The sequence below is a fragment of the Afifella aestuarii genome (assembly GCF_004023665.1).
GTDB classification, from domain to species: domain Bacteria; phylum Pseudomonadota; class Alphaproteobacteria; order Rhizobiales; family Afifellaceae; genus Afifella; species Afifella aestuarii.
On the sequence record NZ_SAUF01000001.1, the window covers coordinates 504,003 to 528,582 of the forward strand.

Consider the following 24,580-nt stretch of genomic DNA (forward strand, 5'->3'; position numbering starts at 1 on the left):
GACCCAACTGCGCCCCATCGTCTAGCATGCCTTGCTCACGGCTTCATGGCGGGAAATATCGCCCTATACTGGCCGCACGCCAACACCTAACGCCAACACCGAGCGTCCAGCGCAACCCAATCGAGAAGGAGAAGGCCTTGGCGGCACTCGAAATCGTTCAGTTTCCGGCCCGTTCGGACAATTACGCCGTGCTGGTGCATGACCCTGATTCGGGGGCGACGGCGGCCATCGATGCGCCCGAAGCCGATCCCATCATCGAGGCGCTGCAGGCGCGCGGCTGGGTGCTCACAGATATTTTCGTGACCCACAAGCATTTCGACCATATCGAGGGCGTGCCGGCGCTGCGCGAGACGTTTTCCGCGCGCACCATCGGTCCGCGCAAGAGTGCGGCCGCGACCGGCCTCTACGACAAGACGGTGGAGGACGGCGAGACGTTCAAATGGGCCGGCCGCACCATCCAGGTTTTGGAGACGCCCGGACATACGCTCGACCATCTCGCCTATTATTTCACCGAGGACGGCGTCGCCTTCGCCGGCGACACGCTGTTCGCGCTCGGCTGCGGACGGGTCTTCGAAGGATCGGCCGAGCAGATGTGGAATTCGCTGCAGAAGCTGCGCGCGCTGCCGGACGAGACCGTCGTCTATTGCGGTCACGAATATACGCTCGCCAACGCTGAATTCGCCGTCAGCGTCGATCCCGACAATGAAAAGCTTGCCGAGCGCAAGAAGGAAGTCGAAGGGCTGCGCCAGGACGGCCATGCGACGCTGCCGACGACGATCGCGCTGGAAAAGGCGACCAATCCGTTCCTGCGTGCCGATGATCCGGCATTTCAGCAGGCGCTCGGTATGGAAGGCGAGGAGCCTGTCGCGGTCTTTGCCGAGACGCGCAAGCGCAAGGACAATTTCTGAGCGACGGGCGGAAACGATGCCGGGAGAAGACCGGGCCGGCGGCCGGATGGAAAGCCTGAGCGCGGAAGAGGTGATTGCTCTCCTCAAGCTCACGCCGCATCCGGAGGGCGGGCATTTTCTGGAGACTTTCCGAGATGAGAGGGAGGCCGGCGGGCGGGCCGCCGGCACGCTCATCTATTTTCTTCTGGCCGAAGGCGAGCGCTCGCACTGGCACCGGATCGATGCGAGCGAGGCCTGGCATTATTACGCCGGAGCGCCGCTCGCTCTCGAGATCGCCGAAGAGGGGATGGCGCGGCGCCGGCATCTCCTCGGTCCCGATCTTGCCGCCGGTGAACGGCCGCAATGCGTGGTGCCTGCCTTTGCCTGGCAGGCGGCGGAAAGCCTCGGCGCCTGGACGCTCGTCGGCTGCAGCGTGGCGCCGGGCTTTCAGTTCGAGGCGTTCGAGCTGGCGGAAGCAGGCTTCGAGCCCGGTCTCTGACGCGAGAGGCGCCCGCCTCTTGCGGCAAGAAGTGCGCCGCCGGTGATGAGGAGTGCGGCGACGGCGATCTGCGGCGTCAGTACGCCATAGCCGGCTGCAATCAGGATGATCGTGGAAAGAAGCGGTGCGGCATAGCTCGTCACGCCGAGGAGCTGGATGTCGCCGCGTTTGACGCCGATGTCCCAGACATAGAAGGCCGCGCCGACGGGCATCAGGCCGAGGCCGAGGACGGCGAGCCATTCGCCCCCGTCTGCCGGCCACACCGTCGTCTCGAAAAGAAGATGCGCGATCGCCGCGCCGATCGCCGTCGTGCCGCAATAGCCGGCGACGATGCCGGTCGGCACCGAGGCGAGGCGGCGCGAGACGACGGAATAGCTCGACCAGGTGAGGGCGCAGCCAAGTGCTGCGACATAGCCGAGCGTGTAGCGCGGATCAAAACTCAGGCTCTCGCCCCGGGTGACGATGAGAACCGTGCCGGAGAGGCCGAGAAGCGCGCCCACGAGATGATACCAGCGCAGTTTCTCGCCCGGCAGAAGCGCCGAAAAGACGACGATCAGAAGCGGCCAGAGATAGGCGATAAGGCCCGCTTCCACCGGCGGGGCGTTTCTGAGCGCGGTGAAATAGAGCGCGTGATAGCCGAAGAGGCCGACCGTGCCGAAGACCCAGACGGAGAGCGGCTGCCGCAGTTCATGAAACCGCCCCTTGGCCCAAAGCCAGATGAAGCCGATCGCGGTGCCGACCGTGAAGGTGAGGGCGGCGAGCTGGAAGGGTGGAACCTCGCCGCTTGCGGCGGTGAAGAGAGCAAGCAGCGCCCACATCAAGATCGCAGTCGTGCCGAGCGCGGTGGCGAGAGAACGGCTCACGCGGCAGCTCCTCAACGCCGACCGAAGGGCAATTTCAGTTGGTGGCGCATCATCCAGGTTTCCTTGCGATTGGTGATCTCGTCGTCGATGGCACGGTTGAGCTCCGCACCGTACTGGAAGATGAGCGCCTGGATATAGAGGAAGAACATCAGCGCCACGATGCCGCCGAGGCCGGCATAGGTGGCGGAATAATTGGCGAAGACGGAGATGTAGAAGGAGAAGATGCGTCCGGCCACCCACCACAGAGCGACGGTCAGGATGACGCCCGAGGCCAGGACGCGCACGCGGCGGTGGTTCGCCGGCAGGAAGATGTGCACCGAGGTCAGCATCGCGACCATGACCAGGAAGAGGATCACGCGGCCGCCGGCGGAGATCATCTCCTGATAGAGCGCCTGGTCGGGGAAATAGGCGCGCACGACGGCAAGCCAGATCGGCAGGGCGACGCCGAGCGCCGAGACGATGATCAAAAACGCCATGCCGAGGAAGACGAAGATGACGCTGCCGCCATAGCGATGCAGGAAATTGCGCTGATCGGAACAGCGATAGGCCTTGTTGAGGGCTTCGCGCACGGCCTCCACGGCGCCGGTGATGGAGACGAGCGTGACGAGAAGGCCGATGGTGATGAGGCCGCCATTGCGGCTGTCGAGGACGCGGTTCACCTCCGGCTCGATGGTTCTCACCATGTGCTCGGGCATGACGTGGAAGGCTTCGCGGGTGAGATAATCGGCAAGTTCCGGGCCGCCGAAGACGCCGGCAAGCGCGATCAGGAACAGGAGAAACGGAAAAAGCGCGAAGATCAGCGAAAAGGCGATGGCGCTCGCCAGCATGATGCCGTCATGGCGCAACAGCCCGGAGATGGCGTTGATATTGACGCGCCAGAGGAAGCGCAAGGCGCGCCAGATCAGCCGGACCAGACGAACGGGCCAGATCTCCTCGCTGTCGCCAAATGCCATGATCGCCTATCAGCAAGGGCCCGGTCGTGAGACAGAAACGACCGCATGCCCTTGCCGTCTGCAGCCGATCTATCAGGGCATGTACTGGCCGCCGTTGGCCGTCAAGGTGGAGCCGGTGATGAAGCCGGCGTCATCGGAGGCGAGAAAGACCACGATGCGGCCGACTTCCTCAGGTTCTCCGAGGCGGCCGATGGGGATCTGCGGCAAAATCCGCTTGTCCATCACTTCCTGAGGGACGGCCTTGATCATCTCGGTGGCGATGTAGCCCGGGGTGATGGCGTTGACGGTGATGCCCTTGCGAGCGCCTTCCTGGGCGAGCGCCTTGGTGAAGCCGAGTTCGCCCGCCTTGGAGGCGGAATAATTCACCTGGCCGATCTGGCCGCGCTGGCCGTTGATCGACGAGATGTTGATGATGCGGCCAAAGCCGCGCTCACGCATCCCGTCCCAGACCGGGCGCGACATGTTGAAGAGCGAGCCGAGATTGGTCTCGATCACCTTGTGCCACTGCTCGCCCGTCATTTTGTGAAACATGGAATCGCGGGTGATGCCGGCATTGTTGACGAGAATGTCGACGGGGCCGAGGTCTTCTTCGACCTGGCGCACGCCCTGGGCGCAGGCTTCTTCGTTGGACACGTCCCATTTGTAGACGGGAATGCCGGTCTCTTCCTTGAAGGCGGCAGCCTTTTCGTCATTGCCGCAATAATTTGCTGCAACTTGATAGCCGGCCTCTTTCAGAGCCTTTGCAATGGCGGCGCCGATGCCGCGGGTTCCGCCTGTGACCAGTGCAGTCCGTGCCATGTATTTCCCCCCGTCAGTGGCTCCTCAAGGAGCTCGTTACCGTCCCTGCATGTGACCAGGATGACGAAAACCTTGCGTTGAGCAAGGGCATTCATGCATATCGCGCGTGAAAATTTCTCGGCCGGAAGAATAGCTCAGGCCAAAGGGGTGCCGTCGGAGACGCCGAAGCGGCGCCTCCGTCACCAGCGCAATTGCGCGACCGCCCCCCGGCGAATGCACGGTAGGCGTGACGGGGCTTAGGGGCGCTCTACGCACATGGCGACGCCCATGCCGCCGCCGATACACAACGTGGCGAGCCCCTTTTTGACGCCGCGGCGCTGCATCTCGAAGAGAAGCGTCGTCAAAACCCGCGCGCCGGAGGCGCCGACCGGATGGCCGATGGCGATGGCGCCGCCATTGACGTTGACGATCTCCGTGTTCCAGCCGAGATCCTTGTTGACCGCACAGGCCTGCGCGGCAAAGGCCTCGTTGGCTTCGATGAGCTCGAGGTCGTCGATGGTCCAGCCGGCCTTCTCAAGCGCCTTGCGGGAGGCGGGGATCGGTCCCGTGCCCATCACGGCCGGATCGACGCCCGCGGTTGCCCAGGAGACGATGCGGGCAAGCGGCTCGATGCCCCGCTTTTCCGCCATTTCGGCCGTCATGATGACGGCGGCTGCCGCGCCGTCGTTGATGCCCGAGGCATTGCCTGCGGTGACGGAGCCTTCCTTGTCGAAGGCCGGACGCAGGGCGGAGACCTTCTCGATCGTGGTTCCGGCGCGGATATATTCGTCGTCCTCGACCACCGTATCGCCCTTGCGGCCCTTCACGGTGACGGGGACGATCTCGTCCTTGAAGCGGCCGGCCTTCTGCGCGGCTTCGGCCTTGTTCTGCGAGGCGACGGCGAAACTGTCCTGCTGTTCGCGGGTGATCTGCCACTGACGGGCGACGTTCTCGGCCGTCACGCCCATATGGTAGCCGTTGAAGGCATCTAGGAGCCCGTCCCTCAGCATGGTATCGACCATCTTGTAGTCGCCCATCTTCACGCCCTGCCGAAGATAGGCCGCATGCGGGGCCATCGACATGGATTCCTGGCCGCCGGCCACGATGATGTCGGCATCGCCCTGGGCGATCTGCTGCATGCCGAGCGCGACGGCGCGCAGGCCGGAGCCGCAGAGCTGATTGATCCCCCAGGCGGTCGTCTCTTTCGGGCAGCCGGCGGCCATGGCGGCCTGCCGGGCCGGGTTCTGGCCCTGGGCCGCGGTGAGGATCTGACCCAGGATGACTTCCGTCACTTCCTCCGGCGACACGCCGGCACGGTCCAGCGCGCCTTTGATGGCCACCGCGCCGAGATCGTGCGCCGGCACGCTCGCAAAGGCGCCGTTGAAGGATGCAACCGGGGTGCGTGCAGCACTCGCAATAACGATATTGGGCAAAAGCTCCTCCTCTTTCGGGCCTGTTCGTGGGGCGATTGTCGATCGCTAAGGCAAAAAAAGCAGCATTCGTCGGCCCGCCAATACAAAGTTAAAGAGCGCGGCGGGCCGGGCTGTCAACGAGGGGTAGAGCTGGGTTTTTGCGCAAAAGGGTGGGGATTTCAGGCAAAGCGTGGCCTTCGCGCTGTTGGGCGGTGCAAAAAGAATTGGCAACGACTGCCTATTTCCCGTTATCCTGCCCTCTGAAGGCGAATGAGTTCCAAAGCGGAAACCAGCACTGCATGAGCCAAGAGACCCCAACCGTTATCAAGAAATACGCCAATCGGCGTCTCTACCACACAGGCACCTCGACCTATGTGACGTTGGAAGATCTCGCCGAGATGGTGAAAGCCGGCGAAGATTTTACTGTCACCGATGCCAAGACCGGAGAGGACATTACACGCGGTGTCCTCGGCCAGATCATCTTCGAGCAGGAAAACAAGGGACAGCATCTTCTGCCGATCGCCTTTCTGCGTCAGCTGATCCGGTATTACGGCGACAGCATGCAGACCTTCCTGCCCACCTATCTCGAAACCTCGCTGTCGGCCTTCAGCCGCAATCAGGACAAGCTGCGCGACCAGATGAGCCGTGCGCTCAAGGGCGACGCTTTCGGTGCGATGGAGGAGCAGGCGCGGCGCAACATGGATATGTTCACCGAGGCGATGCGCATGTTCACCCCCTTCCCGCAGGCGGGTTCCGCTGCGGGCACGCGTTCGGCGCCGCGAACGGCGGAAGGTCAGGCGGAAGAGATCGAGGCTTTGCGCGAGCAGCTTCGCGAGATGCAGCGCACCATCGAGACGATCGCGAGCGAGCGCAAGCAATAGGAGTTTGTTGCGGCGCGAGATCCTGATCGGATCGGGAACTGCGACTGCAGCCCGCTCTTTGACTGGCCGGCTCTTCGAAGAACGCCCGACAAAATCAACCGGGCGAAATCGTCTCGCTCACCTCAGCGCGGCGGGATCAACCTGGCGAGATCAGGCCGGCTTCTTTTCGATGAGGGGGAAGCCGGCTTTTGCCAGGCGCGCCTCTTCCTCTGTGGAGGAGGTGCCGGATACGAGGGCCTTCAGCCCCATCGCGGCGACAAGATCGGCCGTGCTCGTCCAGGCGCGATCTTCGGCCTCCGCCTCCTCCATGCGCAGTTGGGCCAGCTCAAGCTCGAGAAATTCGAGGCCCATCTGCCCTAAAGGCCGCGCATCCCAGAACCGGCCGTCGAAACGACGCACGGCGAGCTTCGCGCCCAGGCTGCGCACGCTCTCCACGAGTTCTGCGGCCTCGTCGCCGCGGGCGAGCAGCGTGTCGAACGGTACCGCGATGATGAGGCGGTCCGGGGCGCCCGACGTCTCGCGCAGGATGCGCTCCAGATTGGCGAGCCAGACTTCGTTCAACAACGCGCCGGTGGAGACTCCGAGGCAGAAACGCTGTTTGGGCGCCGCCGCGAGGCGTTCGCGCGTCAGATAGAGAAGCCGCATGTCGACGAGCTGCGCGAAGCCCAGTCCTTCGGCGCGGTCGACGGCCTTGCCGGCGGGGACGAGGTCTCCGTCCTCGTTCAAAAGATGCGGTGCGAGATGCAGAAAGACCGTCTTGCCGGTCTCAGCCTCGCGAACGGGAATCTGGGACAGGATGAGGCGGCCTTCGCGCACAGTGCGCAAGAGCTCGTCGACATCGTCTTCCCGGGCCTTCTGGGGCTCGCCCGCGCCGGGCTCGTCGACCCTATCGATGACGAGGTGGCCGCCGCCTGCCTTCTGGGCGCGGATCAGCGCACGGCGGACGGCGTCGAGGCAATCGCGCATGCTGTCGGCTTCGGTGCCGGAGACGACGAGTGCGCCGACCGAGACGACCGGCACGACGACGCGGTCGCGCAGCGGGACGGTGACCGTCATCATGCGCTCGGCGATGCGCTGAACGGCCGTCTCCGCCTCCTGCGGGTCGATGCGGTTCAAGATGATGCCGATCTCGCCCTCGGCGAGTTCGCCGACCACATCGGTGTCGCGCACGGTCTTTTCGATCGTGGTGGAGAATTCCTGCAGGATCGGGTCGATGATCTGCGGCCCGTAGGTCTCGGCCGCCAGCTTCAGATTGTCGATCGAGACGACGGCGAGGATGAAGGGGACGGCGTAGTGCTGGGAGACGGCGAGCGTGTCTTCCAAAAGCCTGAGAAAATTGGCGCGCTCCTTGAAGAAGCGCGGCCTTTCGGCTTGTTGCGGATCGCCGGGGCCGGCCGGTTGCACGCGGACCGCGCCACGGGCGAGAACCGGTTCGCCTTCGTGATTGCCGTACCAGCGGCCGCGGTCGCGGACCCAGATTTTTCGCTTGTTGCCTTCGCTGCCGACGCGCAGGGCGTAGGTGACTTCGTAAGGCACGCCGTCACCGTAATCGACGGCGATTGCGTGGCGCACCGCCTGGGTGCGGTTCATCAGACTGTCGGGATCGACGAGGGTCTCGAAGTCGCGGCCGCTTTCGATCTTGCGGAGATTGGGAATGCCGAGGGCGCCGGCCGCATTGCTCGCCCAGCGAAGCTTATCGGTGGCGAGATCCCACTCGTAGACGGTTTCGCCGATTTCGGTGAGGATCGCCTGTGCGGTGGCGCCGGCTGCGGGATGCTGAGACGCGGACGGGGCGGCCACCACCGGCGTCGTATCCGGCACGTAGTCGCCACGCGAACCCGCGACATTCTTCGTGCTGCGTTTTGCCAATCCCGCCGGCCCTTTCCCCCGCGACCAGAGGCAATTGTGGCAGAACCGGATAAATCGCCGGTTAAGAAACGTAACCGGATTGTTCTGTCTCGTTCCCCGGCATGAGGCGGAGGGTCGCAGGCGGCAGAGTTTCGGCGACGCCTGCGTCCCGAGACAGGCTGGCCCGAACGCGAAAAGGCCGGCGCGAGGCCGGCCTTTACAAAACTTCCGAGCTTTGAGCCCGAAATCGAACCGTTAGACGGATGCCTTCGGCTCGAGGACCTGACGTCCGCGATACTTGCCGGACTTCAGGTCGATATGATGCGGGCGGCGAAGTTCGCCGGAATCCTTGTCTTCGACATAGGCGGGCTGCTTCAGCCCGTCTGCGGAACGCCGGAAGCCGCGCTTCATCGGCGTGGTTTTTCTTTTCGGAACAGCCATCTCAAGCTCCGTGAATGGATTTAGCGGGCAACGCCCATAGCCGGACGGCCCGCGACATGCAGGCTCGACGTTTGGCGGCCATATAACCCCTCAAAGGCGTTTTGGCCAGCGGTTCGATGAAAATAGCACGCAACTACTTCTTCAGGCAGTCGATATGCGGCCCGGCCGCGGCGGCGCGACGGGCAAAGAGCCTGGCGAGATCGCGCGTCACCGGGCCGGGATTGGCCGGGTTGCGCAGGTCCGGGGCCGGCAGGGTCGCGGCGAGACGCGCGCCTTCGGCTCGTGTGAGGTTCGCCGCAGGGCGGTTGAAATAATGCTGGGCCGCGGCCTCGGCGCCGTAGATGCCGCGATCCCATTCGACGACGTTCAGGTAGATTTCCAGAATCCGCCGCTTCGACAGGACGAGGTCGGCATAAAGCGCCAGTGGAAATTCCACCGCCTTGCGGACGTAAGAGCGGCTCGGCCACAAAAACAGGTTCTTGACCGTCTGCATGGTGATGGTGCTCGCACCGCGCATTTCGCCGCCTTTTTGCGCTTCGCGCCAAGCAGCCCGCAATTCGCCGAGATCGATGCCGTGATGGCGGCAGAACTTTGCGTCCTCGGCCATCACCACCGCGTTGACCAGATTGGGGGAGATGTCGTCGAGGGTAACCCAGCTGCGTTCAATTGGCGCGCCGCCCAGGCGTTTGACCAGCATCAGTGTCGTCACCGGCGGGTTGACGATGGAATAGATCGGAATGAGAAGCAGCGGCAGTATAAGAACAAGGAGGAACGCCAGGACGAGACGGCGAAACCAAGATCGGCGCCGCTTGCGTGGGCGCTCCTCCTCCGGCTCGGGGCCGCGAGGTGCTGTCGCGTTGCTTTCTTCCGCCATTGCCTGCAACTGATCTCTCCGCCGTCCTCACCGTCCTGCTTGCTGCAAAATCATGACAATCACAACATCAGCAAATCCAAGCCGCTTTCTTCCGCTCCACACGGCGTTTGTCGAGCGCCTCAACGGCGAGCTCGACGCCGTGCTTCAGCCCGAGCGCCTCGACGCCGTCGGGACCGCGCCGGAGCGCCTGGTCGCCGCCATGCGCCATGCGCTTCTTGCCGGCGGCAAGCGGCTTCGTCCCTTCCTGCTAGCCGAGACGGCACGGCTCTTCGGCCGCGATGATGAATGTCTCAGGGCCGGTGCGGCGGTCGAATGCCTGCACACCTATTCGCTCATCCACGACGATCTGCCGGCGATGGACAATGACGACCTTCGTCGCGGTCTGCCGACGGTGCATCGCGCCTTCGACGAGGCGACGGCCATTCTCGCGGGCGACACGCTTCTGACGTTGTCGTTCCAGCTTCTCGCCGAGCCCGAGACGCATCCGGACGCCATGGTGCGCTCGGAACTCGTCTTGATGCTTGCGAAGGCGACCGGGGCGGGCGGCATGGCGGGCGGTCAGATGCTCGATCTCGCCGCCGAGCATGCGACGCTGACCGCCGATCAGGTGCGCAATCTGCAGGCCATGAAGACCGGGGCGCTCATCGCCGTCTCCTGCGAGATGGGGGCCTGCCTCGCCGGGGCGGGCGAGGAGGATCGCGCCGTGGCGCGCGATTTCGGGGCGGCGCTCGGCCTTGCCTTCCAGATCGCCGATGATCTCATCGACAAGCAATCGACGAGCGAGGAGGCCGGCAAGGCGACGGGCAAGGACGAGGCGGCCGGCAAGGCGACGCTCGTGCATCTTCTGGGTGCGGAGGAAGCCCGCCGGCTTCTCGATGCCACCATCGCCGAGGCGGAGACGATGATGCGCCGCTACGGCGAACGCGGCGAAACCCTCGTGGCGGCCGCCCGCTTCATCGCCCAGCGCAGCCACTGAGCCGCTTCTCGTTCGACGCCGGAGGCGGCCTCTTGCGGTCGCCCGGTGCGCTTCTGTGCGCGCTTGGCCGGGAGCGTTCTTCGGATTTTGCGACGAGCGCTTTTGTTGATCTTTTTTAATGCGGCGGTCGGTTCCGTAACCGCGGAGGCGGTCTATCTCTCTTGCCATCGGATATTTCGCGGCCGCAGCGATCAGCTCGATGCCGGCCGCCAGCAATGGAGTTTCAGATGGACAAGCGGCTTTTGGGACGGACCGGCCTTGAGATTTCCCCCGTCGTCTTCGGCGGAAACGTTTTCGGCTGGACGGCCGACGAGGCGACGAGCTTCGATCTTCTCGACCGGATGGTCGATCTCGGCCTCAACACGATCGATACTGCGGATGTCTATTCGGCCTGGGTCGACGGCAACAAGGGCGGGGAATCGGAAACGATCATCGGCAAATGGCTGAAGGCCGACCCCTCACGGCGCGACAAGGTCGTCATCTTCACCAAGGTCGGTTCGGAGATGGGCGAGGGCAAGAAGGGCCTGTCGGAGCGCTGGATCACGCAGGCGGTGGAGGATTCGCTCGCACGCCTCAACACCGATCATATCGACCTTTATTTCTCGCACTGGCCGGATGCCGACACCCCCTATGAGGAAACCCTCGGCGCCTATGACAAGCTTCTGAAGGCGGGCAAGATCCGCGCCGTCGGGGCCTCAAATCTCGACGCCGCGCAGCTCGGCGAGGCGCTGAAGGTGGCCGAAGACAAGGGGCTGCCGCGCTACGACGTGCTGCAGCCGGAATACAATCTCTACGACCGCTCGAAATTCGACGGGGCTTTGCGCGATCTCGTCATGCGCGAAGAGATCGGTGTCGTGACCTATTTCAGCCTCGCTTCCGGTTTCCTTTCCGGCAAATACCGCTCCAAAGAGGATCTCTCGAAGAGCAAGCGCGGCGCCGGTGTCGAAAAATATCTCGACGCGCGCGGCATGCGCATTCTCGAGGTGCTCGACAAAGTGGGCGCAGCGCATGGTGCCAAGCCGGCCGAGGTGGCGCTCGCCTGGGTGATCGCGCGTGAGGGCGTGACGGCGCCGATCGCGAGCGCGACGAGCCGCGAGCAGCTGCAGAGCCTCGCCAAGGCGGCGGAGTTGCGGCTTTCGGCCGAGGATGTCCGCAAGCTGGACGAGGCGAGCCGCTGAGGTCTGGGCTCTCTGCCCGGAGTTTACGAGATGATCGGGATCAGAGGACCGATGGCGGTTCTCTGATCCTCAAGTGTTTCAGAGAGCCGCTTCAGGCGAGGATCGGCGGTTTGCCGCCGTGCTCGTCCTCGACATGGGCGCGGACGATGCCCGCGAAATCGCTTTCGGCCTCGAAGCCGTGGTCGCGGGCGCGGCGGGCTGCAATGTTCGCCGGCCAATTGTGAACGAAGCCGGCGATCGTCGGGTCCGGCTCCTTGCGGATGAGCGCCACGGCCTTGTCGCCGCCGATTTCCCGAAGCGCGGCGATTTCCTCGCCCACGCTGGCGCTGACGCCGGGCATGGCGAGCGCGCGGTGGCCTTTGAGCGCGTCCGTGTCCATCGTTGCGGCGTGGAGGAAGAAGTTCACGGCCGAGCGCGGGCTGGCGAAAAAGTGCCGGACATCCTCGCCGACCGGAAGGACGGTCTCTTCCCCCTTCAGCGGCTCGCGGATGATGGAGGAGAAGAAGCCGGAGGCGGCGCGGTTCGGTTTGCCGGGGCGCACGCAGATCGTCGGCAGGCGCAGGGAGATGCCGTCGAGGATCTCGCGACGGCTGTAATCGCTGACGAGCAATTCGCCCATCGCCTTTGCCGCGCCGTAGCTCGTCAGCGGGCGCAGTTCGACATCGTCCGGGATCGGATCGGCGAAGGGCGGCCCGTAGACGGCGATCGACGAGGCGAAGACGACGCGCGGCGCATAATTGGCGCGGCGGACCGCCTCCAGAAGCGCCCGCGTGCCGTCGAGATTGATGCGATAGCCTTTGTCGAGGTCGGCCTCCGCCTCGCCAGAGACGACGGCCGCGAGATGGAAAATGACGTCGGGGCGCTCGGCCATGACATGCTCGATCAGGGCATGATCGGTCATGTCCCCGACGACCGGGAAGATCGCGGTGTCTTCGGAGCCGTAGGTGTGCGGCTCGACGATGTCCTGAAGGGTGATCTTGGTCACCGGCCTGCCGCCGAGTGAGCCCGTCGCGACCAGGTTCTCGGCAATCTTGCGCCCGATCATGCCGGCGGCGCCGGTGATGAGAATGTGCATGGCGGCTCCTTGTTTTTCTCGGCCGCCCGGGCGGGCAGCCTTCCTCACGCCGTCTTGCGGAAATCCTGAAGGCGGCGAAGTTGTTTCCCGTCTTCGTCAAAATTCTTCGGATCGAGCCAGGAGGTGAGGGCGGCGCGGTGCGCCGGCCATTCACTGTCGATGATGGAGAACCAGGCCGTGTCGCGGTTGCGGCCCTTCATCACGAGATCCTGGCGGAAGATGCCTTCGAAGGTGAAGCCGAGCCTTTCGGCAGCGCTTCTGGAGGCGGCGTTCGCCGCGTCGCATTTCCATTCGTAGCGGCGATAGCGCAGATCGTCGAAGACGTGGCTTGCCATCAGCGCCATCGCCTCGGTCCCGCCGGCACTGTTTTGCAGAAGCGGCGAATAGGCGATGGAGCCGACCTCGGTCGAGCCGTGGTCGGGGCGGTTGCGCATGTAACTCGCCATGCCGACGATCTTGCCGTCGGAGAGGCGGCGGATGACGAGCGTCCGCCAGCCGCCTTCGGTAATGGCTTCGGAGACGGTGCGCTCCATGATGTCGGCCGACGCGAAGGGGCCGATCGCCATGTAGCGCCAGATGGCGGCATGGGCGGCACCGCCGAGCGCGGAGAAGAGACCTTGGCGGTGCGCCGACCAGACGAGCGGCTCAAGCCGAACGCGCCGACCCTCCAGCACTTTGTTGCCCGGAAGGGCGCGGGGAGACCAGGAAGTGAGATCAGTCATCATCGTCGAGAGAGGGTGAGAAAGCGCCGTCGAGGGTGGAGGATTTTGCCGCCCCGGAGAAGGTGAAGCGGCGGTGGGTGAGGGCATTGGCGGCGTCGAGAAAGGCCCCGAGCGCCACCTTATTGAGGCCGGAGCCGATCGAGACACGGCGCACGCCGAGCCTTTCGAGGGCCGCGATGTCATCGGAGATGCCGCCGACGCCGCCGAGCACATTGACGGGAACGGAGACGGCGCCGGCAATGGCTTCCACCTCCTCGCGCGTGGTGATGCCCGGCGCATAGACAGCGTCGGCCCCGGCAGCCTCGAAGGCGCGCAGACGCTTCACCGCTTCGTTGACGGGGTCGGCATGGCGGACGAGAAAAGTCTCAGTGCGGCCGGTCAGGACGAAATCGGGATTGGCCTTCGCGGTGGCCTCTTTGGCGGCTTCGAAACGGCGGAGCGCCTCGTCGAGCGGATAAAGCTCGCCTTTTTCCAGATCTTCGATCGAACAGCCGGCGAGACCGCAATCGATCGCCTGACGGATGGTTTCGCCAACCTCTTCCGGCGTGTCGCCGTAGCCCGATTCGAGATCGCTGTTGACCGGCAGAGAGGTCGCCGAAACGATCGATTTCGCATGGGCGAGCGCCTCCTGCCGGCTCACACGGCCGGCGGCATCCGGGCGCCCGAGCGACCAGGCGAGCGCGGCCGAAGAGGTGGCGAGCGCCTCAAAGCCGAGATCGGCGAGGAGCTTTGCCGTGCCCGCATCCCAGGGATTGGGCATGATGAAGAGCTTGTCGCGGGCGTGCAGAGCACGGAACGTGGCGGCTTTGTCGCTCATCGGGCCCCCCTTGGGTCACATCGCGGCCAGGGGTACCATTTCCTCACCGGCGGCAGCAATGAGGTCCGTGTCGAATGTCGCGAGTGGCAGGCTGCGGCGCTGGGCGAGCTCGAGATAGGCCGCGTCATAGACGGTGAGCCGATGGCGCTCCGCAAGCGTTGGGCACGTGGTTGGGGCTTGGCGTTTCCGTTCGGGCTCTATGTCTGGCCGGAACGCCGCTTGGAAGCATATGCAGCTAGGCGACAAATCCAGGCAGTGATATTCTCAGGACCGGATAAAGCTCATGGCAATCACGCTTCGCAACAAAGAAACCGAGTTGATGATCCGAACCCTCGGACGCCGCTGGAGGCTTGGGCCGAGCGCCGTGATCCGCCGACTGGCGCAGAAGGAAGTCGGGCAGGGCGAGACGGTGTCGGAGGGCGAGTTTCGGCGGCGCATGGCCGCCTGGGACGACATCATGGAGCTCGCGCCGCCGCGCGACCCCGATCTTCGCTGGAAAGATGTCGAGCGGGAGATGGACAATCTCTTTGAGGGCATGGACGAAGCGGGGCAGCCGGCAGAAGGCCTGCAGCCGCAGGACGTCCCGTGATCGTCATCGACACGTCGGTTCTGGCCGCAATCTATCTGCGCGAACCCGATGGTCGCGGCTTCTTTGAGTGTATCGCACGAAGCACTCAACGGATTCTCCCGGCGACATGCGTTGTGGAATTTCTTCTGCTGCGCCGGTATGGCGGCGACCGACGAGCCTGGCTCGACAGGCTCATCCGGACGCAGGACATCCGCGTCGAGGCCTTTACGGCTGCCATGGCGGCGGTTGCGGCCGAGGCCGCGGAAAAGTATGGCCGCGGCTCCGGCCATCCCGCAGAACTCAACTTTGGTGACTGCCTCTCCTACGCCATCGCCAAACATCTTGGCGCACCCCTTCTCTATAAGGGGGGCGACTTTTCGCACACCGATATCGAAAGCGCGTTTCCATGACCCTCACGACCATTTCCGGCTTCGATCGCATCGGCGAAGAGAATGCCTTTGCCGTCCTGGCGCGGGCCGGAGCGCTCGCCGCTGAAGGTCGCGACATCGTCAATCTCGGCATCGGCCAGCCGGATTTCAAAACGCCCGAACATATCGTCGAGGCGGCGGTGAAGGCTCTCAAGGACGGGGCGCATGGCTATACGGATGCGACCGGCATCCTGCCGCTGCGCGAGGCAGTGGCGCGGCGCATGCTCGCCACCACCGGCGTCGAGGTCTCGCCCGGCAATGTGATGATCGTGCCGGGCGGCAAGGTGACGATGTTCGCCGCGATCTTGATGTTCGGCGAGCCGGGCGCGGACATCCTCTATCCCGATCCGGGTTTTCCGATCTATCGCTCGATGATCGAGTTCACTGGCGCGCGGCCTGTGCCGGTGCCGATCCGCGAAGAGAACGGCTTTGCCTTCTCCGCCGAGGAGACTTTGTCGCTGCTGACGCCCGACACGCGGCTCGTCATCTTGAATTCGCCGGCCAATCCGACTGGCGGCGTGACGCCGAAGGCGGAGATCGACAAGCTGGTGGCGGGGCTTGCCGAGAGGCCCGACATCGCCATCCTCTCCGACGAGATCTACGACCAGATGGTCTATGACGGCGAACGCCATGTCTCGCTTCTCGCCTATCCGGAAATTCGCGACCGCCTCATTCTCCTCAATGGCTGGTCGAAGACCTGGGCGATGACCGGGTGGCGCATGGGCTGGTCGATCTGGCCGGATGCGCTTTACGACAAGGTGCGGAAGCTCGCCGTGAACGCCTGGTCCTGCGTCAACGCCCCGGCGCAATATGCCGGGATTGCCGCGATCGACGGGCCGCAGGATGCGGCAGACGAGATGATCGCCGCTTTCGACCGCCGGCGCGGCGTCGTCACCGAGCTTTTGAACGAGCTGCCGGGCGTCTCCTGCATCACGCCCAAAGGCGCCTTCTATGCCTTCCCGAACATTTCCAAGACGGGCTTCAAGGCGAAGCCGCTCGCGTCAGCACTTCTCGAAGAGGCCGGCGTCGCGCTGATCGGCGGCCCGGATTTCGGCGTCCACGGCGAAGGCTATGTGCGCGTCTCCTACGCCAATTCGGAGGAGAACATCCGCCGTGCGGTCGATCGGATCGGCGAGTTTCTGACGGGCGCGAAGGCCCGCCAGATCAGCGCGTGACGAGCTCCGGCCCCATCAGGATCGTCGGCAGGAAGGTCGAGATCCACGGCACGTAGGTCACGATCACCAGGAAGATCATCAAGATGCCGGTGAAGGGGAGCGCCGCCTTCACCACGCGCACGAGATTCATCCCCGTTATGCCGGAGGTCACGAAGAGGTTGAGCCCGATCGGCGGGGTGATCATGCCGATCTCCATGTTGACGATCATGATGATGCCGAGATGGATCGGATCGACGCCGAGCTGAATGGCGATCGGGAAGACCACGGGCGCCACGATCAGCAGCAGGCCCGACGGCTCCATGAACTGACCGCCGAGGAGGAGGAGCAGGTTGACCGCGATGAGGAAGGTGAACCAGTTGAAGCCGGCTCCCAGCATCCAGTCGGTGATCGTCTGCGGAATGCGTTCCGACGTCAGCACATGGGCGAAGAGGAGCGCGTTGACGATGATGAACATCAGCATGATCGTCGTCTTGCCGCTGTCGACGAGCACCTTGCGCGTGTCGCGATGGAAGCAGGCGGCCGGAAAGCCGAGGACGATGTCTTTGAGACCGCGGGCCCAGACCGGCAGGCTCGCCACCAGCGCCTTCGGCGCGCCGGCGCCCTCACGCCAAACGAGATAGGCGACGAACGTCGCTACAGAGACGATCATTGCGAAGATCTGGCGCTCGCCCAACGAGGCATCCGGCACCAGGAAGAACCCGAAAATGAGGATCGTCACATGGATGGTGAAGGCGTAGACGACGCCGAGGAAGCCGTTGCGTGCGGCGTGCCCGTCCTCCTCGCGCACCCATTTGCGGCCCTTCAGGGGACCCATGTCGCGATAGACGAAAAGCGCGACCAGGAAGGCGTAGACGGCGGCGACGGCTGCAGCCTCCGTCGGGGTGAAGGCACCGCCATAGATGCCGCCCAGGATGACGACGATCAGGAAGAGGCCTGCGGCCGCATCCTTGCCGGCGGAGAGGATCTCGCCGAAGCCCGGAAAAGGCTGGGGCTGCAGCCCGCGGATGCGGGCGTTGATGTAGATGCCGACCATCAGCATGACGCCGGCGAGGAGACCCGGAATGACGCCGGCGAGGAACATGCGCCCGACCGAGACGTCGGTCGCCGCCGCATAGACGACCATGACGATCGAGGGCGGGATCAGGATGCCGAGCGTGCCGGCATTGGCGATGATGCCGGCGGCGAATTCCTTGGAATAGCCGGTCTGGCGCATGGCGGCGATGGCGATCGTGCCGATCGCTACCACGGTCGCGGGCGAGGAGCCTGAGAGCGCGGCAAACAGCATGCAGGCGAGGACGGAGGCCATGGCGAGGCCGCCGCGCATATGGCCGACGGTCGCGACGGCGAAGCGGATGATGCGCTGCGCGACGCCGCCGGTCGACAGGAACGCCGATGCCAGGATGAAGAACGGGATGGCGAGGAGCGTGTAGTTCTGCGAGGCGGTGAAAAGCTGCAGGGCCACCGAGGACATGGAATCGGTGGAGAAGAAGGCGATGACGATGACGCTCGACAGGCCAAGCGCGATGGCGATCGGCACGCCCAGAAACAGAAGGGCGAGGACGAGCACAAAAAGGATCGAGGATTCCATATCGGCGCGGCTCTAGCGAGGATCGTGGGGGCGTCGGCCGTAGCCGTGCGGATGCGTGTGGGTCATGGAGCCCTCGAAGGGCTCTTCCTCGTCGTCATCGTCGTCGTCATCGAGAAAGCCTTCGTTCTCGGCGACGAGCTCTTCGGCTTCATGGGCGGCGACGATGAGTTCGCGGCGCCCGGCCACGATGGCGACCGTCGCCTGAAGAGACCGCAGAGCGAGAAGGAAGAGGCCGATCGGCAGCATGAGGTAGGCGACCCAGCGCTGCACGCGCTCCGGCGCGCCAAACGTCTCCTGGGCCCAGACGGGATAGCGAAGATCGTCGAGGCCGAGGGGCAGATGGTAGAAGCGCGTCCAATAGGCGATGGCGCCGCCCTTCGAATTGGCGCCCAGATATTGCAGCCAGTCGGAATAGAGCAGGATCACGGCATAGAGCAGCACCGTGAGGGCGCCGAAAATCGCCGCCACCTTGAACAAGGGGCGCGGCAGAGCCCGGATCATGACGTCGACGCCGAGATGCGCGCCGATCTTCACGCCATAGGCCATGCCGAAGAGGATGAGCCAGGCGAAGAGGATGCGGGTGAATTCAAGCGCGCCGGTCCAGCCGGAATGGAAAACGTAGCGGGCGACAACCTGGGTGAACTGGGTGAGCGTCATCGCCGCCAGGAGAAGCGCGATGAAGTTCTCTTCCAGGTGGGTGACAAAGCGCTTGGCCCTCGTGCGCATGGGCTTTCCCTCCGGGGCGGGCGGACGTCTCAAACGACGTCCGGTGCCGGCCAGCGTGCGCGGGCCGGGCGAAAGTCTGCGCCCCGGCGATGCGGGGCGCAGAGCGGCTCAGATCAGCTGTTGCCGGCTGCGACGGCGGCGTCGATCACGTCCTGACCGACATCGTCGCGGAACTGATCCCAGACCGGCTTCATGGCGTCGACCCAGGCCTGACGCTCTTCAGGCGTCAGCTCGCGCACGGTACCGCCCGCGTCGATGATCTTCTGCTTGGCCTCTTCGTTGATCTCCTCGGCGCGCGCATTGTACTCGTCGCTCACCTCCTTGAAGATCGACAGGAACTGGTCGCGCACGTCAGGCTCGAGGCTGTCGAGCCATTCCGTCGACGTGACCGCCAGATAGGTCAGGAGCTGGTGGTTCGTTTCGGTGATGCCGTCCTGCACCTCGAAGAACTTCTGGGTGTAGATGTTGGACCAGGAATTCTCCTGACCGTCGACGACACCCGTCTGCAGCGCGCCATAGACTTCCGAGAAGGCGAGCTTCTGGGCATTGGCGCCGAGCGCCTCGATCATCGCTTCGGCGACGTCGGAGGTCTGAATGCGGAATTTCAGGCCCTTGGCGTCTTCCGGCTTCATCAGCGGCTTGTTGGCCGAGAACTGCTTCAGACCGTTGTAGATGTAGCCGAGGCCGATGAAGCCCTTGTCCTCGATCGCGTGGAGTAGCTTCTCGCCTTCCTCGCTGTTGGAGAACTTGTTCACCGCATCCATGTCGGGGAACAGGAACGGGAAGTCCCAGATGCGGTATTTCGTGGTGTAGGCCTCGAACTTCGCCAGCGACGGCGCGGCGAGCTGTACATCGCCGAGAAGCAGCGCTTCCATCACCTTGTCGTCGTCGAAAAGCTGGGAGTTCGGGAAGACCTGCATGCAGGCCGTGCCGTCCATCTCTTTGTTGACGCGCTCGGCGAGCGCGGCCGCCATTTCACCTTTCGGGTGACCTTGGGCGGCGACGACATGGCTGAACTTGATGACCATTTCGCCATCGTCGCAGCCGTCCTGCGCGAATGCCGGGCCGGCAGCCGCCAGCATTGCTACTGCGGCGAGACCGCCGAGGAGCTTATTCATTGGAGTTCCTCCCTGAACTTCTGACTTTTGAAGACAAGCGCAAGAGCAAGGCCCGGCGCAAGTCTCCTGCTGCCGGCCCGTTACGTTGCCCGGGCCCTTATACGATTGGCTCTTGTGGATTGGCTAGACCAATTGTCCTAGCCACAAAGTCGAAGACGCGCCCGGAAATGAAACGCTTTCAGGCATTAAGGCAGAAACGGGAGGTGGCGTCGCGGGTGGTCTGAGGCGCGCCCGATATACGTTTGCGGGGCCCCGAAAGCACTTGTGGGCCTTGAGGATTGACCTCAAGACCCACTCTTGTGCCTGCGACAGTTGGTCTGTGTAGCGCGTTAAAGCACGCGGCTTCCGAGATAGGGGAAGGGCCGCTTTGGCTCATCCGCATGGGGCCGTGCGCCCTTGGGCAGCGTCGGGAAGCTCTCGCCGGTGCGCGCCCGTTTCGGCTCCACCGCATTCGGCCTCTTGCCGGAGGCCGTCGGTGCGGAGCGCACTTTCACCTTCTTGTCGGCGCGTTCTTCAAGGGCTTGCAGGATGGCGTCGCACCAGGCCTGGGCTGTGCCCTTGCTGATGCGATCGAACATCGCCTGCCAGCGCTCCTTGCGCTCCTCGCGCGACATGTTGAGCGCCTGCTGCAGGGCCCGGGCGAGGGAGGCCGTGTCATAGGGATTGACGATCAGCGCCTCGGGCATCTCCTTCACCGCGCCGGCAAAGCGCGACAGGACGAGAACGCCCGGATCTTCGGGGTTCTGGGCCGCGACATATTCCTTGGCGACGAGGTTCATGCCGTCGCGCAAGGGGGTGACGAGGCCGACGCGGCTCGCCCGATAGATGCCGGCGAGAGCCCGCCGCGTGAAGCCGCGTGTCATGATGCGGATCGGCACCCAATCGAGCGCCGAGAAGGCGCCGTTGATGTGGCCGGCGAGCTCTTCAAGCTCGCTCCTGAGGTCGGAATAGGCTTCGAGATCGGAACGCGAGAGCGGCGCCACCTGCATCAGGCTGACGCGCCCGCGGTTTTCCGGATAATCCTGCAGAAGCCGTTCAAAGCCGCGGAAGCGCTCCGGAATGCCCTTGGAATAATCGAGGCGGTCGACACCGATGATCTGGTGGCGGTCGCGCAAAAGCACCTTCAGCTGCGCTTCATGCTCCTGGGCTTCGTCGCTGACGGCGAATTCCGCGAAGCTTTGCGTGTCGATGCCGATCGGGAAGGTGGAGGCGCGGAAGGTGCGGCCATAGGCTTCCAGTTCGTCATTGGGGAGTTCGCGTCCGCCGAGCTCTTCGACGACGTAGCGGGCGAAATTCCGGCGATCGGAATCCGTCTGGAAGCCGATCACGTCATAGGCGGTGAGGGAGCGCACGATGCTCTGCGAGTTCGGCAGAGCGGTCATAATCTCCGGGCTCGGGAAGGGCACGTGCAGGAAGAAGGCGAGGGGGCCGGTGAAGCCCGATTCCCGCAGGCGTTCGCCCAGAACGATGTAGTGGTAATCGTGGACCCAGACCATGTCGCCCGGCTGAAGCTGCGGCGTCAGGCGGGCCGCCATGCGCTCGTTCACACGCCGGTAGGCGTTTTCATAGCGCTGATCGAAATTTGCGAGATCAAGGCGGTAATGGAGGAGCGGCCACAAAGTCTGGTTGGCATAGCCGCCGTAAAATTCTTCCGCGTCTTCGGCGGTGAGGTCGATGGTGGCAAGGCGTACCTTGTCGTGGTCTTCGATCTTGAGCGGGCCGAAGGTGCCTTCTTCGCTCTTTTCGCCTGACCAGCCGAACCAGATGCCGCCGCGCGTGCGCAGCGCATCTCCCAGACCCACGGCCAAACCGCCAGCTTTGCCGCCGTCATGCAACGGCCCTACCCGATTCGACACGACTACGAGACGTCTCATGAGCCTGCTTTCGCCTCCGTCATTGCGCGTTTCTTGATTGTCATCATGTTTTCGGCAGAACCCCCGAACTGCTTCTTAAGTTCCTTTTGTCACGCACTTTTCATTGGCGTGTCATTGGCGGCGTGTCATTGGCGAGCGACGGCGTCGAGCCAGCGGTGAACCGCGGCGACGTCGTCGAGGCGATATTTCGCGGCCGTCTCTCCCGAACCCACCTTGATGCCGAAGCCTCCGGCTGCGGCGACCCATTCGAAGCCGTCCTCGTCGGTGGTGTCATCGCCGATGAAGACCGCCTTGCGGCCGGCGAAGGGCTCGCGCTGCATCAGCTTTTCGATGGCCTTGCCTTTGTCGACGCCCGAGGGGCGGATTTCGACGATCGCATGGCCCTTGACGAGCCGGAGATCCGAACAGCCCGCCACCGCCTCCTCGCCGAGCCTTTCGGCGCGGTCCGCCTCTTCCGGCGCGGTGCGGTAATGGACGACGAGCGCCGTCTCCTTGTCTTCGATGCGGAGCTTGTCGCCCGGCCCGATCGCAGCCTGAAGCCTTGCGCGCGCCGTGGCGAGATCGTCAGGCGGCGGGGCCGTGACGACGTCGCCGCCCGCCGTGTAGCGCACTTCCTGACCGTGCACGCCGGCCGCCGGAAAGGCGAGCGGGGAAAGAAAACGGTCGATTGAAGAAAGGGCCCGCCCGCTGATGAGGGCGACGGCGCCGCCCTGGCGTTCTTCCAATGCGCTCAGGCGCTCAAGCGTGCCAGGCTCCAGAGTAATCCCGTCGGGATCGTCTGCAAAACCGACGAGGGTGCCGTCGAAATCGAGGAAGAGAGCGTGGAGGGTCTTGTCGAGAAAGGGTGGTTTCGAAAGATCGCCCATGGCCAATGGGTAGCGTGTTTGCGCAACTGCGTCAAATTTGGTTGCGCTGCAGCAAGGGATCGACTTCGCTTCGGTCATGAAAAAACCCGCGGCCAGGACGGCCGCGGGTTGATTTCTTGAGCCGGTCTTAAAACCGGCAAGTAGTTGTCGCCAAAGGGCTTATTCGGCGCCCTTAGTTTTTTTCCTCGGCGTTGCGCTTCTTCAGCGCGGCACCCAGGATGTCGCCAAGCGAAGCGCCGGAATCGGTCGAGCCGTACTGGGCAACCGCTTCCTTCTCTTCGGCGATCTCCAGCGCCTTGATCGACAGCGCGATACGGCGCGCCTTCTTGTCGATGTTGGTGACGCGGGCATCGACCTTCTCGCCGGCGGCAAAGCGCTCGGGGCGCTGCTCGGAACGGTCACGCGCCAGCTCGGCGCGGCGGATGAAGGCGGTCATCTCGGTATCGGCGATCTTCACCTCGATACCGGAATCCTTCACCTCGACGATCTCGCCGGTGACGATGGCGCCCTTGCGGATGCCCTCGACGGCCTCGGCGAACGGATCGCCCTCGACCTGCTTGATGCCGAGCGAGATGCGCTCCTTGTCGACGTCGACTTCCAGGACGACGGCCTTGACCATCTCGCCCTTCTTGTACTCCTCCATCGCCTCTTCGCCCTGGCGGTCCCAGGAGAGGTCGGAGAGGTGCACCATGCCGTCGACGTCGTTGTCGAGGCCGAGGAACAGGCCGAACTCGGTCTTGTTCTTGACTTCGCCTTCGACGAGCGTGCCAACCGGATGGTTGTCGGCGAACTCTTCCCAAGGATTGCCCATGGCCTGCTTGAGGCCGAGCGAGATGCGACGCTTCTGAGGATCGACCTCGAGCACCATCACCTCGACCTCCTGAGAGGTGGAGACGATCTTGCCCGGATGGACGTTCTTCTTGGTCCAGCTCATCTCGGAGACGTGGATCAGGCCTTCGATGCCCGGCTCCAGCTCCACGAAGGCGCCGTAATCGGTGATGTTGGTGACGCGGCCGGTGAACTTGGCGTTGACCGGATACTTCACCTCGATGCCTTCCCAGGGATCCGCCTCGAGCTGCTTCATGCCGAGCGAGATGCGGAAGGTCTCCGGGTTGATGCGGATGATCTGCACCTTCACCGTCTCGCCGATCGCCAGGATCTCGGAGGGGTGATTGACGCGCCGCCATGCCATGTCGGTGACATGCAGGAGGCCGTCGATGCCGCCGAGATCGACGAAGGCACCGTATTCGGTGATGTTCTTGACCACGCCGTCGACGACCTGGCCTTCCTTCAGCTTGGCAACGAGCTCCGAGCGCTGCTCGGCGAGCGTGTCCTCAAGCACGGACCGGCGGGAGACGACGATGTTGCCGCGACGCTTGTCCATCTTCAGGATGCGGAAGGGCTGCGGCGTCTGCATCAGCGGGCCGACATCCTTCACCGGGCGCACATCGACCTGCGAACGCGGCAGGAACGCCACGGCGCCGTCGAGATCGACGGTGAAGCCGCCCTTCACCTGGTTGAAAATGGTGCCCTGAACGGTGTCGTTCTTCTCGAAGCTCTCTTCAAGACGGACCCAGCTTTCCTCGCGACGCGCCTTTTCGCGCGACAGCATGGCCTCGCCGAGCGCGTTTTCCACGCGCTCCAGATAGACCTCGACCCGGTCGCCCGGCTTCAACTCGCCGTCGCGGCCACGCACGCCGAATTCCTTCAGCGGCACCCGGCCTTCGACCTTCAGGCCGACATCGATAACGGCCATGTCCTTTTCGATGGCGACCACAGTCCCATCGACAACCGTGCCCTCCTGGACATCGGCGTCGGCAAAGGATTGTTCGAGTAGGGCCGCAAAATCTTCACGGCTCGGCTGCGGGGCAGCCTGTTGCATACTGGCCATTCATGCTCCTGTTAGGGCCCGCATTTGGGGCGGCTCATAGGCTCGCCTGCGGGTCACAGCGCCATCGGTTCGTGTTGCTCTGGCCGCGTCCTCCCCCGCATCTAAGCGGTTGGCGCATCGGGACGAAACGGCGCGGTTTCCCC

The 24,580-nt window shown here is 64.1% G+C and carries 24 protein-coding genes; 8 read left to right on the top strand and 16 right to left on the bottom strand.

Annotated elements, in window-relative coordinates; genetic code table 11:
* Window positions 1-137: 137 nt before the first annotated feature.
* Both gloB and EO094_RS02330 read left to right on the top strand, forming a co-directional pair.
* Complete coding sequence (gene gloB / locus EO094_RS02325) at window positions 138-908, top strand: hydroxyacylglutathione hydrolase (RefSeq protein WP_128290726.1); 771 nt, start codon at window positions 138-140, stop codon at window positions 906-908.
* Between the two features lie 46 nt (window positions 909-954).
* A complete protein-coding gene (locus EO094_RS02330) occupies window positions 955-1,386 on the top strand; it encodes a cupin domain-containing protein (RefSeq protein ID WP_128291773.1) in 432 nt (143 codons plus the stop codon).
* On the opposite strand, the gene yddG is transcribed toward EO094_RS02330, so the two are convergent.
* From yddG to EO094_RS02350, 4 genes are all read right to left on the bottom strand, one after another.
* Entirely contained in the window at window positions 1,335-2,249 is a 915-nt protein-coding gene (yddG, locus tag EO094_RS02335; protein WP_281275221.1) for an aromatic amino acid exporter YddG, read from the bottom strand. The genes EO094_RS02330 and yddG overlap by 52 nt on opposite strands.
* A gap of 11 nt (window positions 2,250-2,260) precedes the next feature.
* The gene (locus EO094_RS02340) at window positions 2,261-3,202 is read right to left on the bottom strand and encodes a YihY/virulence factor BrkB family protein (RefSeq protein WP_128290727.1); all 942 of its coding nucleotides are present in this window, start codon (window positions 3,200-3,202) and stop codon (window positions 2,261-2,263) included.
* 72 nt (window positions 3,203-3,274) lie between these two features.
* Window positions 3,275-4,000: an acetoacetyl-CoA reductase gene (gene phbB / locus EO094_RS02345; protein ID WP_128290728.1), complete on the bottom strand. Its 726-nt coding sequence runs from the start codon at window positions 3,998-4,000 to the stop codon at window positions 3,275-3,277.
* A 236-nt stretch (window positions 4,001-4,236) separates the two neighbouring features.
* Window positions 4,237-5,412 (bottom strand): acetyl-CoA C-acetyltransferase, encoded by a 1,176-nt coding sequence (locus EO094_RS02350; RefSeq protein WP_128290729.1) that lies wholly within the window; start codon window positions 5,410-5,412, stop codon window positions 4,237-4,239.
* A gap of 278 nt (window positions 5,413-5,690) precedes the next feature.
* Here EO094_RS02350 and phaR point away from each other — a divergent pair, with 278 nt between their 5' ends.
* Window positions 5,691-6,272: a polyhydroxyalkanoate synthesis repressor PhaR gene (phaR, locus tag EO094_RS02355; protein ID WP_128290730.1), complete on the top strand. Its 582-nt coding sequence runs from the start codon at window positions 5,691-5,693 to the stop codon at window positions 6,270-6,272.
* A gap of 150 nt (window positions 6,273-6,422) precedes the next feature.
* Here the strand turns inward: phaR and EO094_RS02360 are convergent, their stop codons facing one another.
* The 3 genes from EO094_RS02360 to mtgA form a co-directional block, all read right to left on the bottom strand.
* Window positions 6,423-8,141: a diguanylate cyclase domain-containing protein gene (locus tag EO094_RS02360; protein WP_128290731.1), complete on the bottom strand. Its 1,719-nt coding sequence runs from the start codon at window positions 8,139-8,141 to the stop codon at window positions 6,423-6,425.
* A 234-nt stretch (window positions 8,142-8,375) separates the two neighbouring features.
* Window positions 8,376-8,561, bottom strand: coding sequence for a 50S ribosomal protein L32 (gene rpmF / locus EO094_RS02365; protein ID WP_128290732.1), 186 nt, complete (start codon window positions 8,559-8,561; stop codon window positions 8,376-8,378).
* 133 nt (window positions 8,562-8,694) lie between these two features.
* Window positions 8,695-9,435 carry a monofunctional biosynthetic peptidoglycan transglycosylase gene (gene mtgA, locus EO094_RS02370; protein WP_128290733.1) on the bottom strand — a complete coding sequence of 247 codons (741 nt, stop codon included), beginning with the start codon at window positions 9,433-9,435 and terminating at the stop codon, window positions 8,695-8,697.
* A 52-nt stretch (window positions 9,436-9,487) separates the two neighbouring features.
* On the opposite strand from mtgA, the gene EO094_RS02375 reads away from it, so the two are divergent.
* Together EO094_RS02375 and EO094_RS02380 are read left to right on the top strand one after the other, a co-directional pair.
* Complete coding sequence (locus EO094_RS02375; protein ID WP_128290734.1) at window positions 9,488-10,411, top strand: polyprenyl synthetase family protein; 924 nt, start codon at window positions 9,488-9,490, stop codon at window positions 10,409-10,411.
* A gap of 227 nt (window positions 10,412-10,638) precedes the next feature.
* Complete coding sequence (locus EO094_RS02380) at window positions 10,639-11,589, top strand: aldo/keto reductase (protein ID WP_128290735.1); 951 nt, start codon at window positions 10,639-10,641, stop codon at window positions 11,587-11,589.
* A 91-nt stretch (window positions 11,590-11,680) separates the two neighbouring features.
* Here EO094_RS02380 and denD read toward each other — a convergent pair whose 3' ends face one another.
* From denD to EO094_RS02395, 3 genes are read right to left on the bottom strand one after another with little or no spacing between them, the layout of a single operon-like run.
* On the bottom strand, window positions 11,681-12,664 hold the full coding sequence (gene denD, locus EO094_RS02385) for a D-erythronate dehydrogenase (protein WP_128290736.1): 984 nt from the start codon (window positions 12,662-12,664) through the stop codon (window positions 11,681-11,683).
* Window positions 12,665-12,708: 44 nt separating this feature from the next.
* Window positions 12,709-13,386 (bottom strand): GNAT family N-acetyltransferase, encoded by a 678-nt coding sequence (locus EO094_RS02390; protein ID WP_128290737.1) that lies wholly within the window; start codon window positions 13,384-13,386, stop codon window positions 12,709-12,711.
* Window positions 13,379-14,203, bottom strand: coding sequence for an isocitrate lyase/PEP mutase family protein (locus EO094_RS02395; protein WP_128290738.1), 825 nt, complete (start codon window positions 14,201-14,203; stop codon window positions 13,379-13,381). Before EO094_RS02395 ends, EO094_RS02390 begins: the two co-directional genes overlap by 8 nt.
* 283 nt (window positions 14,204-14,486) lie before the next feature.
* Here EO094_RS02395 and EO094_RS02405 point away from each other — a divergent pair, with 283 nt between their 5' ends.
* Genes EO094_RS02405 through EO094_RS02415 form a run of 3 tightly spaced genes read left to right on the top strand, consistent with a single transcriptional unit; the run spans window position 14,487 to window position 16,374 of the window.
* Window positions 14,487-14,792: a hypothetical protein gene (locus EO094_RS02405; protein ID WP_128290739.1), complete on the top strand. Its 306-nt coding sequence runs from the start codon at window positions 14,487-14,489 to the stop codon at window positions 14,790-14,792.
* The gene (locus tag EO094_RS02410; protein WP_128290740.1) at window positions 14,789-15,181 is read left to right on the top strand and encodes a type II toxin-antitoxin system VapC family toxin; all 393 of its coding nucleotides are present in this window, start codon (window positions 14,789-14,791) and stop codon (window positions 15,179-15,181) included. Before EO094_RS02405 ends, EO094_RS02410 begins: the two co-directional genes overlap by 4 nt.
* On the top strand, window positions 15,178-16,374 hold the full coding sequence (locus tag EO094_RS02415) for a pyridoxal phosphate-dependent aminotransferase (protein ID WP_128290741.1): 1,197 nt from the start codon (window positions 15,178-15,180) through the stop codon (window positions 16,372-16,374). Before EO094_RS02410 ends, EO094_RS02415 begins: the two co-directional genes overlap by 4 nt.
* On the opposite strand, the gene EO094_RS02420 is transcribed toward EO094_RS02415, so the two are convergent.
* From EO094_RS02420 to rpsA, 6 genes are all read right to left on the bottom strand, one after another.
* Window positions 16,364-17,962, bottom strand: coding sequence for a TRAP transporter large permease (locus tag EO094_RS02420; RefSeq protein WP_128290742.1), 1,599 nt, complete (start codon window positions 17,960-17,962; stop codon window positions 16,364-16,366). The two genes, EO094_RS02415 and EO094_RS02420, sit on opposite strands and share 11 nt — an antisense overlap.
* Window positions 17,963-17,974: 12 nt before the next feature.
* On the bottom strand, window positions 17,975-18,688 hold the full coding sequence (locus tag EO094_RS02425; RefSeq protein ID WP_128290743.1) for a TRAP transporter small permease: 714 nt from the start codon (window positions 18,686-18,688) through the stop codon (window positions 17,975-17,977).
* A gap of 113 nt (window positions 18,689-18,801) precedes the next feature.
* Window positions 18,802-19,806: a DctP family TRAP transporter solute-binding subunit gene (locus EO094_RS02430; RefSeq protein WP_128290744.1), complete on the bottom strand. Its 1,005-nt coding sequence runs from the start codon at window positions 19,804-19,806 to the stop codon at window positions 18,802-18,804.
* Between the two features lie 329 nt (window positions 19,807-20,135).
* Window positions 20,136-21,680, bottom strand: coding sequence for an alpha,alpha-trehalose-phosphate synthase (UDP-forming) (locus EO094_RS02435; RefSeq protein WP_128290745.1), 1,545 nt, complete (start codon window positions 21,678-21,680; stop codon window positions 20,136-20,138).
* 125 nt (window positions 21,681-21,805) lie between these two features.
* Window positions 21,806-22,546, bottom strand: coding sequence for a trehalose-phosphatase (gene otsB, locus EO094_RS02440; protein WP_164879526.1), 741 nt, complete (start codon window positions 22,544-22,546; stop codon window positions 21,806-21,808).
* A gap of 172 nt (window positions 22,547-22,718) precedes the next feature.
* Window positions 22,719-24,437, bottom strand: a complete 1,719-nt coding sequence (rpsA, locus tag EO094_RS02445) for a 30S ribosomal protein S1 (protein WP_409977007.1) — start codon at window positions 24,435-24,437, stop codon at window positions 22,719-22,721.
* Window positions 24,438-24,580: the final 143 nt, after the last annotated feature.